Source organism: Citrobacter sedlakii, from assembly GCF_018128425.1.
GTDB classification, from domain to species: domain Bacteria; phylum Pseudomonadota; class Gammaproteobacteria; order Enterobacterales; family Enterobacteriaceae; genus Citrobacter_A; species Citrobacter_A sedlakii.
This window is the reverse complement of sequence record NZ_CP071070.1, coordinates 3,468,980-3,481,299: the sequence shown is the minus strand read 5'-3', so window position 1 is coordinate 3,481,299 and position 12,320 is coordinate 3,468,980. Positions and strand designations below refer to the sequence as shown.

The 12,320-nt window shown below is 57.3% G+C and carries 8 protein-coding genes; 5 read left to right on the top strand and 3 right to left on the bottom strand.

The features are described 5' to 3' along the window. Positions 1-118 precede the first annotated feature (118 nt). Positions 119-1,027: a fructokinase gene (mak, locus tag JY391_RS16730; RefSeq protein ID WP_042286021.1), complete on the top strand. Its 909-nt coding sequence runs from the start codon at positions 119-121 to the stop codon at positions 1,025-1,027. Positions 1,028-1,063: 36 nt separating this feature from the next. On the opposite strand, the gene araJ is transcribed toward mak, so the two are convergent. The 3 genes from araJ to sbcD form a co-directional block, all read right to left on the bottom strand. Further along, on the bottom strand, positions 1,064-2,242 hold the full coding sequence (araJ, locus tag JY391_RS16725) for an MFS transporter AraJ (RefSeq protein WP_060569076.1): 1,179 nt from the start codon (positions 2,240-2,242) through the stop codon (positions 1,064-1,066). Between the two features lie 207 nt (positions 2,243-2,449). Next, positions 2,450-5,596: an exonuclease subunit SbcC gene (gene sbcC / locus JY391_RS16720; protein ID WP_211934676.1), complete on the bottom strand. Its 3,147-nt coding sequence runs from the start codon at positions 5,594-5,596 to the stop codon at positions 2,450-2,452. Then, positions 5,593-6,795 (bottom strand): exonuclease subunit SbcD, encoded by a 1,203-nt coding sequence (gene sbcD / locus JY391_RS16715; protein ID WP_211934675.1) that lies wholly within the window; start codon positions 6,793-6,795, stop codon positions 5,593-5,595. The genes sbcC and sbcD overlap by 4 nt, the downstream gene beginning before the upstream one ends. A gap of 189 nt (positions 6,796-6,984) precedes the next feature. Here sbcD and phoB point away from each other — a divergent pair, with 189 nt between their 5' ends. From phoB to proY, 4 genes are all read left to right on the top strand, one after another. Continuing rightward, a complete protein-coding gene (gene phoB, locus JY391_RS16710) occupies positions 6,985-7,674 on the top strand; it encodes a phosphate response regulator transcription factor PhoB (protein ID WP_042286011.1) in 690 nt (229 codons plus the stop codon). 51 nt (positions 7,675-7,725) lie between these two features. Continuing rightward, positions 7,726-9,021 carry a phosphate regulon sensor histidine kinase PhoR gene (phoR, locus tag JY391_RS16705; protein ID WP_060569073.1) on the top strand — a complete coding sequence of 432 codons (1,296 nt, stop codon included), beginning with the start codon at positions 7,726-7,728 and terminating at the stop codon, positions 9,019-9,021. A gap of 408 nt (positions 9,022-9,429) precedes the next feature. Then, positions 9,430-10,749, top strand: a complete 1,320-nt coding sequence (brnQ, locus tag JY391_RS16700) for a branched-chain amino acid transporter carrier protein BrnQ (protein WP_060569072.1) — start codon at positions 9,430-9,432, stop codon at positions 10,747-10,749. An 81-nt stretch (positions 10,750-10,830) separates the two neighbouring features. Next, positions 10,831-12,198, top strand: coding sequence for a proline-specific permease ProY (gene proY / locus JY391_RS16695; protein WP_060569071.1), 1,368 nt, complete (start codon positions 10,831-10,833; stop codon positions 12,196-12,198). Positions 12,199-12,320 lie beyond the last annotated feature (122 nt).

Sequence of the window (12,320 nt, the reverse complement as noted above, 5' to 3'; positions counted from 1 at the left end):
CACGGCCTTGTCGTTAAATCCAGCGCGTATAGTAGCGAATTGTCGGCGGCCTTGCATTGCTTAAGCGAAAGCCCGACTCTACGCTATTGATATTGCCGAAAAAAATAAGGAGTGGCCTGTGCGTATAGGTATTGACCTTGGCGGTACCAAAACGGAAGTGATTGCGCTCGGCGAGGCGGGGGAGCAATTGTTCCGCCATCGCCTGCCGACGCCGCGTGAGGATTATCAGCAAACTATTGAGACTATTGCGACGTTGGTCGCCATGGCCGAACGCGCTACCGGGCAGACGGGAACGGTCGGAATAGGCATTCCCGGTTCCCTGTCGCCCTACACCGGCGTGGTGAAAAACGCTAATTCGACCTGGCTTAACGGACAGCCATTCGACCGCGATCTGTGCGCGCGTTTGCAGCGTGAGGTGCGCCTGGCGAATGACGCAAACTGTCTGGCGGTTTCTGAAGCGGTCGACGGCGCGGCTGCCGGAGCGCAAACGGTGTTTGCGGTGATTATTGGTACCGGCTGCGGCGCAGGCGTTGCGCTGAACGGACGGGCGCACATCGGAGGGAACGGTACGGCGGGCGAGTGGGGGCATAATCCATTGCCGTGGATGGATGAAGATGAGCTTCGCTATCGCGAGGAGGTGCCCTGCTATTGTGGCAAGCAGGGGTGTATTGAAACGTTTATCTCCGGCACCGGCTTCGCGACCGATTACCACCGCCTGAGCGGGCATCCGCTGCAGGGCAGCGACATCATGCAGCGTGTGGCGGCGCAGGATCCGGTGGCCGAGCTGGCGTTAAGCCGCTACGAGCTGCGGCTGGCGAAATCGCTTGCCCATGTAGTGAACATACTCGATCCGGATGCGATCGTGCTGGGCGGTGGGATGAGCAATGTCGATCGTTTGTATAAAACCGTTCCGACGCTTATCAAACAGTTTGTCTTTGGCGGTGAGTGTGAAACGCCAATCCGTAAAGCGCTACACGGCGACTCCAGCGGCGTGCGCGGCGCCGCGTGGCTGTGGCCGCAAGGGTAATATTCCTGCGGGCAGGACGTATAGGCCGGACGCGCGTCAGCGCCCTCCGGCCACCGGTAACACCGGGTGCTGTCGGCGCTTAACGCGTCCATACGTCAACAATGACGCCATTGCCGTAAACGACAGCAGGGCGGCGGGCAGCGCCACATAGTGATAGGCAAAACCCAGCGTCAGCATCATTCCGCCGCAGTATGCGCCAATAGCGCTCCCGAGATTAAAGGCGATTTGCCCCCCAGCCGCGCCCAGCAGTTCGCCGCCTTTGGCATTTTCCAGCAGCAGGATCTGCAGCGGCGCGGAAAGGGCAAACAGTCCGGCGCAGCAGATAAACGCAAACGTCAGCGACGCGACTTTTATCCCGCCCACATAAAAGAGCAGCAGCAGACACAGGACGATGACAAAGTCGGTTGTCGCCGCGATCCGAAGCGGAGAAAAGCGACCCGATAACCGTCCGCTAAGCAGGTTGCCCAGTACCATCCCCAGCCCGACCAGCATCATGATGAAAGTCATGACCGTCTCGCTGAAGCCGGAAACGTAAATCATATACGGTTTGATATAGCTGAACCAGGCGAAAACCCCGGCATTGCCGAACAGGGTGGCGGAAAATATCAGCCATGGCGCGGGGCTTTTCAGGAAATGAAACTGTTCACGCAGCTTTCCTTTCGCTTCATCATGCAGATCAGGCACCCAGAAACCGATCGAGACCATCACCGCAACGTTAAACACGGCGATCAGCAAAAAGGTATAGCGCCAGCTGAATTCATGGCTGAGAAACGTCCCGAGCGGGATGCCAACCAGATTTGCGACGGTCATTCCGGCCACCATCCCCGCCACGGCGGCGGTGACTTTTCCCGGCCGGACGAGTTTAGACAGAATTATCGCGCCCACGCCAAAGAAAGCGCCGTGCGGAAAGCCGGAGACCAGCCTGCCGACCGCCAGCATGGCGTAAGAAGAGGAGAGGGTAAATATCGCGTTGCCGATGACGCACAGGGTCACCAGAAACAGCAGAATATGCTTGAGCGAAAAGCGACTGGAAAAAAGGGCGATAATGGGGGCGCCCAGCACCACGCCAAACGCGTAGTACGAGATCATATGTCCGGCGGCGGGAATCGAAATGCCAACGTCGCGGGCTAATTCCGTTAATACCCCCATGATGCCGAATTCGGCCATGCCCAGCCCAAACGTCCCGAGCGCTAAAGAAAAAATAACCTTGTTCATACCACCTGCCATTATTGTGCGCGGGTTAAGCGCAGCGGCTGCGCATTGCCGCAGCCAATCGCGTCATAGCTTGCGGTTAAGTCGGGCGGAATGCCATTCCTTATTCGTCTCTGAGTATTGACGATCGTGCTAACGCATCGGTCTTTGCCGAATGGCGGCGTGACTGTTGAGCAGGCCGGATAAGCGAAACGCCACCCGGCATGCCATTTACTTCGTCACCGCAAACAGGGGGTCAAGTTTGCTATAACCGAGCCCGTTGATTTTCTTCACCTTAATTTGCACCGGGATCCGCTCTTTCATCGCCTCCACATGGCTAATCACGCCGATGGTCTTGCCGCTGGCGTTCAGCGCATCCAGCGCATCCAGCGCGGTGTCCAGCGTTTCGCTATCAAGGGTGCCGAAACCTTCATCGAGAAACAGCGAATCAATACGCGTTTTGTGGCTCACTAGATCCGAAAGCGCCAGTGCCAGCGCGAGGCTGACGAGGAAACTCTCGCCGCCGGAAAGGGTGCGGGTATCCCGCACGGCGTCCGCCTGCCAGGTATCCACCACCTCCAGCTCCAGAGCGTCGCTGGCTTTTCGCGTAAGCAAATAGCGACCATGCAAACGCGTGAGCTGGTTATTCGCCAGCCAGACCAGATTATCCAGCGTCAGGCCCTGAGCGAATTTACGGAACTTATCACCCTCTTTTGAGCCAATAAGCGCGTTCAGATAGCCCCAGTCCTCAACCTGCTGGCTGGCGCTGGCGATCGCCTGCATCAGGCTTTGCTGTTGTTGTCGATTGTCGGCGTCCTGCTTCAGCTGCTGGCGAATCTCTCCCTGCCGGGTGGCGTTTTCGCGTAGCTGGCCGTTGAGCTGCGCGGCATCCGCTTGGATCTGCGCAATCGATAATGTGGGATCCAGACCGGCAGGCGGCTGTTGCTGATGCGTCGCCAGTGCCTGCGTGGACTGTGCCGCTAACGTGCGGGCCTGCTGCAACTGGTTTTCCAGCGACTGCCTGAGTTGCTCAAGGCGCGCAAGGGTCTCCTCATCCAGCAACGCGGCGAGAAACGCCGCCTGGTCGGCAAAAATGCTGCTTTCCAGCGCCGCCGTAAACTGCGTTTGGGCTTCGCTGGCGCGCTGATTCTCGTTCACCGCCTGTTGCTCTAATGTTTGCAACTGGCTTTGCAGCGACAGACAGTCGTCGTGCACCTGACGCCAGTGGTCCAGCGAAACCGGCGCAGGATCTTCTGAATCCGCCTCGGCTGGGGGCAGGGTCTCGAGTAGTGGGGTCAACTGCGCGATACGCGCCTGCAGTTCGTTAAGCTCGGTCTGCTTTTGTTGCCACGTCTGCGCCTCCGCGGCGCGTGCGTGTAGCCACGCCTCTTCGTGCCCCTCGTCCGGCAGGGAGAGTGCGTAGCGACTGAGCTGCGCGGTCAGCGTCGCCTGACGCTGGTTAATCTGCTGACTAAACTGCGTGATCTGCTGTTGATGCGCGACGAGTTGCGCGTCCAGATCATGGCGTTGGCTGAGCTGGTAAAGCTGTTTTTCATGATCGTCCTGCGCCGTTAGCCAGGGTTGAATATCATCCTGTGGCTGCAGCGTGATGTTGAGATCGCGAATTAATGCCTGCCATTCAACAGTGAGCGCTTGCTCATCTTTCGCCAGCGCCTGCGCTTCGTTCTCGTCGCGCTGCACCTGTTGCTTCAGGGCGTCGCACTGCCCGCGCAGCGTGGCGCCTTGTTCCGCCAGCGCGTTGACCTCTTTTTCCAGCGCGTCACGTCGCGCCTGATTGACGCTGAGTTCGAGCGCCTGATAGGCCGCTACCGCCGGATGCGTGGTCGAGCCGCAAAGCGGACAGGGCTGTCCGGACTGCAACAGCGCGCGCTGGCTTTCGAGATCTTTAATTCGCGCTTCCTGTTCACAGAGGGTTTTGACGTCGAGGTAATGCTGGTTTTTCTCTTTATACTGCTGGCGCCTGGCGTCCAGTTGCGCGGTTTGCTCCGCCAGCGTGCGCGTATTCTGCGCAATCAGCGTCTTAAGCTGCTCCAGACGCTTAATGTTGGGGGCGAGCTGACCATGCAGCGCCAGCAGGCGCTGGCGAGTCGGGCGCTGTCGCGCATGCTGGGCCAGCGCTGTGGTAACCTCATCTGGCGTGAGGGCGAGGGTCAGCGTCGGCAATGCTTCCCGCTTGCGGGTATCTGACGCCAGCTGTTGCCGCCATTTCTCCCGCTGGACGGCGTCGCTGGCCTGCTGGGCAAACAGCGCCCGCCAGCCGCCCAGTTCGTTGCTCCACATGCGGAAGCGATCGTGTTCGCTAAGCCAGGCCGTCAGCGTTTGCTGAGCGTTTACCAGCGTCGCGGACTGCTGTTGCGCATAGCGGCGAATACGGCTGCGCAGCGTAAGCGTACTTTGTAAGCGAGCATTTACTTCTTGAATCTGCTGGCGGGTGCGGGAAAGGATAGCGGATTGTTCCTGAATACGTTCCCAGTGTGGGCGTAACGCTCTGGCTGGCTGCGCCAGGTTCAGCGGCGCAAGCTGCGGCTGGGCCTGCTGTAATGCCGCTTGCGCTGTTTCCAGCGCCTGCTGCCGACGCTGTGTTTCCGCGTGCAGTTCGTGCTGCCGCGTCAGCCAGTTCAGGTGCTGTTGCAGGGTTGACTGCCGCGCGGCAAGCTGTTGTTCTTCGTCAGTGAGCGCCTGCAAACGTTCATTCAGCGCCTGTCGCGCCTCAGGCGCTAACAGCGCGACGCCGCTGGCCTGCGCCTGAAGTTTCTCCAGATCGGCCCGCGCGGTTTTGTGTTGATCAAATACCTTCGCCGAAATTTGTCCGTAGATTTCCGTCCCGGTCAGCTCCTCCAGCAGTTCTGCGCGCTCCTTCGGTTTAGCATTGAGGAAGGCGGCGAATTGTCCCTGAGAGAGCAGCATTGAGCGGGTAAAGCGTCCGTAGTCCAGACCGGTCAGGTCGGCGGTCATCTCAAGCTTATCTTTCACCTTATCGGCAAGAATTTTCCCGTCGGCGCAGCGCGCCAGCTCCACGCGCGGCGCTTGTAAATTGCCGTCAGGCTGGTTGCGGGCGCGGTTCTGGCTCCAGAATGCGCGGTAGGCTTCGCCTTTTACCTCAAATTCCACTTCCGCCAGACATTCAGCGGTGTCGCGGGTCATCAGATCGTTTTGCGACTGTGAAACAGTATTCAGCCGCGGCGTCTCGTGGTAGAGCGCCAGACAGATGGCGTCCAGCAGCGTCGTTTTTCCGGCGCCCGTGGGGCCGGTGATGGCGAACAGACCGTTACTGGCGAAGGGTTCAGCAGTAAAATCTACCTTCCATTCCCCTTTCAGCGAGTTGAGATTTTTCAGGCGCAGGCTGAGAATCTTCATGCGTCATCCTCCCCGGACAGCGTCTGTAAGGTGGTGTGAAACAGCGAGATCAGGCGCTGGCGCTGAGGATCGTCGAGTGCCTCCAGGGCCAGACGGCGGGTAAACACCTCGTCAACGCTCAGCTCGCTCAGCGTCTCCCGTCGTTCGTTGCTTAGCATACGTTCGCGCTGTTCGCGACTGCGGCGCACCAGCAGCACTTCCACGGGCAACGTTTCGGTCAGCGCCTGGATCTTGCGCTGCATATCATGCAGGTATTCGTCGGTGGTGATCTCAATATCCAGCCAGACCGGCGGCGTTTGCGGCGCGTCACGCCACTGTTCAAGCTGCTCAGTGATAGCGGCGAAATCGCCTTTCAGTACCGCCAGCGGCTGTGTTACCGGCACAGTGAGGTTGTCGACGCTCGCCAGTTTGCCGTTTTCAAAGCTCACCAGATGGACGCATTTATGTTTACCGCACTCGTCAAAGCTCAGGGCGATGGGGGAGCCGCTGTAACGGATGTGCCCGGTGCCGCCAATCTGCTGCGCACGGTGGATATGACCCAGCGCGATATAATCGGCGGGAGGGAAATTTTGCGCGGGAAACGCATCGAGGGTGCCAATATAAATGTCACGCACCGCGTCACTTTTACTCGCGCCGACGGTAGTCAGGTGACCGGTGGCGATAATCGGCAGCGTGTGTTCGCCGCGCAGGGCGCAGGCGGCCTGATACTGTTGCTGATAGTAGTCGGTGATGGCGCTCAGCAGGTGCTGCTGTTTTTCCAGACCACTCAATCCGGCCTGACTGGTAACGATGTCGCGCGGGCGTAAAAAGGGAATTGGGCACAGTACCGCGCCGGGCGTTCCGTCGCGGCGATGCAGAAGCTGTGGACCGTGTCCGGCGCTGGCGACAACGGTGGTATTCAGAAAGGCGAGAATTTCGCGGGACTCGTTGAGCGTGGCGACGGAGTCATGGTTGCCCGCCAGCACCACCAGATGACAGCCAGTTTGCTGTAAATTGACGACAAAACGGTTGTACAGTTCGCGGGCGTAGCTCGGCGGCGAGCCGGTATCAAAAATGTCACCTGCGACAATAATGGCATCCACCTGCTGCTCGGTCGCCGTTGCCAGCAGCCAGTCGAGAAAGGCCTGGTGCTCAGCGGCGCGGCTTTTGCTGTAAAAATTCTGTCCAAGATGCCAGTCAGAGGTGTGTAAGATGCGCATAACGGTTCCATGGCAAAAAAGCGTGGCGGGGATTATACCTTTTCACGGACGGTAATATCTCCTGTATGGCTTGTAATAAATCAACAACCTGTCATCAGCCTGCGGTATCTTTTTCATAAATCTGTCATAAAAGTGACGCATAATGACGCCGCATTGATGACTAGCAATTTATCTAAAACAGGGCAAATCATGGCGAGACGTATTCTGGTCGTAGAAGATGAAGCTCCAATTCGCGAAATGGTCTGCTTCGTGCTCGAGCAAAATGGCTTTCAGCCTGTCGAAGCCGAAGATTATGACAGTGCGGTGAACCAACTTAACGAACCCTGGCCGGATCTGATCCTCCTTGACTGGATGTTGCCTGGCGGTTCTGGTCTCCAGTTTATTAAACACCTCAAACGCGAAGCGATGACCCGGGATATTCCGGTGATGATGCTCACCGCCAGAGGCGAAGAAGAAGACCGCGTGCGCGGCCTGGAAACCGGCGCAGACGACTACATAACCAAGCCGTTTTCCCCGAAAGAACTGGTGGCGCGTATCAAAGCCGTTATGCGCCGCATTTCGCCTATGGCAGTGGAAGAGGTGATCGAGATGCAGGGGCTGAGCCTGGACCCGACCTCCCACCGCGTCATGACCGGCGAAAACCCTCTCGATATGGGGCCGACGGAATTCAAGTTACTGCACTTCTTTATGACTCACCCGGAACGCGTTTACAGCCGTGAACAGTTGTTGAACCACGTCTGGGGCACTAACGTTTACGTTGAGGATCGCACGGTCGATGTGCATATTCGACGTCTGCGCAAGGCGCTGGAAACCAGCGGTCATGACCGGATGGTTCAGACGGTACGTGGGACAGGGTATCGTTTTTCAACCCGCTTCTGAAGGGTAAAACAAGCGCCAGGCGCAGGCCTGGCTCAGAACGGAGTATGACGCGTGCTGGAAAGACTGTCATGGAAAAGGCTGGTGCTGGAACTGATACTTTGCTGTATCCCGGCCTTTATCCTCAGCGCTATTTTTGGTTACCTGCCGTGGTTTTTGTTGGCGTCGGTAACGGGACTGCTCATCTGGCATTTCTGGAATTTGTTACGCCTGTCATGGTGGCTGTGGGTTGACCGCAGTATGACGCCGCCGCCGGGCAGCGGAAGCTGGGAGCCGCTGTTGTACGGGCTGCATCAGATGCAGCTGCGTAACAAAAAACGTCGGCGTGAACTGGGAAACCTGATCAAACGCTTTCGCAGCGGGGCGGAGTCGCTACCGGATGCGGTGGTATTAACCACCGAAGAGGGCGGAATTTTTTGGTGTAACGGCCTGGCGCAACAGGTGCTGGGGCTACGCTGGCCCGACGATAACGGGCAGAATATCCTCAACTTGCTGCGTTATCCTGAGTTCACTCACTATCTCAAAACGCGTGATTTCACCCGGCCGCTGAATCTGGTGCTCAATACCGGACGGCATCTGGAGATTCGCGTGATGCCTTATACCGACAAGCAGTTGCTGATGGTCGCCCGGGACGTGACCCAGATGCATCAGCTTGAAGGGGCGCGACGCAACTTCTTTGCCAACGTCAGCCACGAGCTACGCACGCCGCTCACTGTGCTGCAGGGGTATCTGGAAATGATGCACGAACAGCCGCTGGAAGGGGCCACGCGCGAGAAAGCGTTGCTGACGATGCGCGAACAGACTTTCCGGATGGAAGGACTGGTGAAGCAATTGCTGACGCTGTCGAAGATTGAAGCCTCGCCGACGCTGTTGCTCAATGAGCAGGTCGATGTGCCGATGATGCTGCGCATGGTGGAACGCGAAGCGCAAACGCTGAGCCAGAATAAGCACACCTTCAGCTTTGAGGTCGATAATCAGCTTAAGGTGCTGGGGAATGAAGAACAGTTGCGTAGCGCGATTTCTAACCTGGTGTATAACGCGGTAAACCATACGCCGGAAGGAACCCACATCACTGTGCGTTGGCACGCTGTGCCGCACGGTGCGGCGTTCAGCGTGGAGGATAATGGTCCGGGGATCGCGCCGGAACACTTGCCGCGTCTGACCGAGCGTTTTTACCGCGTCGACAAGGCCCGTTCGCGGCAAACCGGCGGCAGTGGGCTCGGGCTGGCCATCGTTAAACATGCGGTGAATCATCATGAAAGCCGCTTATCGATTGACAGTGAACTGGGCAAAGGCACGCGCTTTAGTTTTGTGCTGCCGGAACGTTTAATTGCCAAAAAATCGGCTTAATGCCCGATCGTAAGGCTATCTTTCCATAAGCCAGCGAATGCTGGCTTATTTTGTTTGCGGTTAAGAACAGTCCACTAAATTTCGCAACGTCTGGTCGTTTTTTGTTCGCATGATAAGCCATGACTTTTTCTTAAGAATGGTGTTTTATGCCAACTCTGAATTCGATATCGCGATAATGTTCCGGTTTTTAGATCCCTCCTTGCTTTAAAACGTTATAAGCGTTTAAATTGCGCCCCAGATGCTGGCGGTCTGACTGCATTCAGGCGGTAATTCGAAAAACTATTCTTCGCCGCGCCAGCCCAGGAGCATATCCCGCTGGAATTGCTTAAAAAATCCGCTGTATCTTCCCGTAGGGAAAGGTAAAAAATTTTAATTTAATCAACACCACATCCACAGGCCGTAAGCTTTATGACCCATCAGTTAAAATCGCGCGATATTATCGCCCTTGGCTTTATGACTTTTGCGCTGTTCGTCGGCGCAGGAAACATTATCTTTCCACCAATGGTTGGTCTGCAGGCGGGCGAGCACGTCTGGACTGCGGCTTTCGGCTTTCTGATTACCGCCGTGGGTCTGCCGGTGTTGACCGTGATCGCGCTGGCGAAAGTGGGTGGCGGCGTGGACAGCCTGAGCACCCCAATCGGTAAAGTGGCGGGCGTCCTGCTGGCAACCGTCTGTTACCTGGCGGTTGGACCACTGTTTGCGACCCCGCGCACCGCGACCGTGTCGTTTGAAGTGGGCATCGCGCCGCTGACCGGCGATTCGGCGATGCCGCTGTTTATCTATAGCGTGGTCTATTTCGCCCTCGTTATTCTGGTGTCGCTCTATCCTGGCAAACTGCTGGATACGGTAGGGAATTTCCTGGCGCCGCTGAAAATTATCGCGCTGATCGTCCTGTCCGTTGCGGCAATTATCTGGCCGGCTGGCCCTATCAGCACTGCCATGGACGCTTATGAAAACGCGGCGTTCTCTAACGGTTTTGTGAACGGCTATCTGACCATGGATACGCTGGGCGCGATGGTATTTGGTATCGTGATTGTGAACGCGGCGCGCTCGCGCGGCGTGACCGAAGCGCGTCTGCTGACCCGCTATACCGTTTGGGCTGGCCTGATGGCGGGCATTGGTCTGACGCTGTTGTATCTGGCGCTGTTCCGTCTGGGATCAGACAGCGCGACGCTGGTCGATCAGTCCGTTAACGGCGCGGCGATCCTGCATGCATACGTTCAGCATACCTTCGGCGGCGCGGGGAGCTTGCTGCTGGCGGCCCTGATCTTCATCGCCTGTCTGGTCACCGCGGTTGGCCTGACCTGCGCCTGTGCGGAGTTCTTCGCGCAGTACGTCCCGCTTTCGTATCGCACGCTGGTGTTTATCCTCGGCGGCTTCTCGATGGTGGTCTCCAACCTGGGGCTGAGCCACCTGATTCAGATCTCCATTCCGGTGCTGACGGCGATCTATCCGCCGTGTATCGCACTGGTTGTATTAAGTTTTACCCGCTCATGGTGGCATAATTCGTCCCGCGTTATCGCACCGGCGATGTTTATCAGCCTGCTTTTTGGTATCCTTGACGGGATTAAAGCATCGGCAATCGGCGACGTGTTACCGGCCTGGACCCAGCGTTTACCGCTGGCGGAACAGGGACTGGCGTGGTTAATGCCCACCGTCGTGATAGTGGTCCTGGCAATTATCTGGGATCGCGCAGCGGGTCGGCAGGTGACCTCCAGCGCCCACTAAGATTGCTGACAGTATGTTTTGACCACGGGGTTATCTTGCTTAACCCCGTGGTTTTTTATTGTGTAGATGGGTCAGGAATTGATGGAAAGTAATAACAAGCTAAAGCGTGGGCTAAGCACCCGGCACATTCGCTTTATGGCACTGGGTTCAGCAATTGGCACCGGGCTATTCTATGGCTCGGCGGACGCCATCAAAATGGCGGGGCCAAGCGTACTGCTGGCGTACATTATTGGCGGGGTTGCCGCGTATATCATTATGCGCGCATTGGGCGAAATGTCCGTTCACAACCCCGCAGCCAGTTCCTTTTCGCGCTATGCGCAAGAAAACCTCGGCCCGCTGGCGGGCTACATCACCGGCTGGACCTACTGTTTTGAAATACTGATCGTCGCCATCGCCGACGTGACCGCGTTCGGTATCTATATGGGCGTCTGGTTCCCGGCGGTGCCGCATTGGATCTGGGTGCTTAGCGTGGTGCTGCTGATTTGCGCCATCAACCTGATGAGCGTGAAGGTTTTCGGCGAACTGGAGTTCTGGTTCTCCTTCTTTAAAGTCGCCACCATTATCATCATGATTGCCGCCGGTTTCGGCATTATCATCTGGGGGATTGGCAACGGCGGTCAGCCGACCGGTATTCATAACCTGTGGAGCAATGGCGGCTTTTTCAGCAACGGCTGGCTGGGCATGGTGATGTCTCTCCAGATGGTGATGTTCGCCTACGGCGGGATTGAGATCATCGGTATCACCGCCGGGGAGGCGAAAGACCCGGAGAAATCGATCCCGCGCGCGATTAACTCAGTGCCGATGCGTATTCTGGTGTTCTACGTGGGAACGCTGTTTGTCATTATGTCGATCTACCCGTGGAACCAGGTGGGAACCAATGGTAGCCCGTTTGTACTGACCTTCCAGCATTTGGGAATAACGTTTGCCGCCAGCATTCTGAACTTTGTGGTGCTTACCGCCTCGCTGTCGGCGATTAACTCTGACGTCTTTGGCGTGGGCCGTATGCTGCACGGCATGGCGGAGCAGGGCAGCGCGCCGAAGGTGTTTGCCAGGACTTCGCGCCGCGGCATTCCGTGGGTGACCGTGATGGTGATGACCGTTGCGCTGCTGTTTGCGGTTTATCTGAACTATATCATGCCGGAAAACGTCTTCCTGGTTATCGCTTCGCTGGCGACCTTCGCCACGGTGTGGGTGTGGATTATGATCCTGCTGTCGCAGATTGCCTTCCGTCGCCGTCTGCCGCCCGACGAGGTCAACGCGCTGAAATTTAAAGTGCCAGGCGGGGTGGCGACCACTATCGCCGGGCTGATCTTTCTCGTCTTTATCATTGGGCTGATTGGCTATCACCCGGATACCCGCATCTCGCTGTACGTTGGTTTTGCGTGGATTGTCCTGCTGCTGATTGGCTGGATGTTCAAACGCCGTCGCGATCGTCTGATGGCGCAGTAACGGTGTGTGTCCGGTCTGCGAATGCTCGCAGGCCGGATAAGACGCGTCAGTGTCGCCACCCGGCAATGCCGCCAAAATATCCTCCCCCACACTCCTCCCCCAATAAACCTGCAGATGATGAG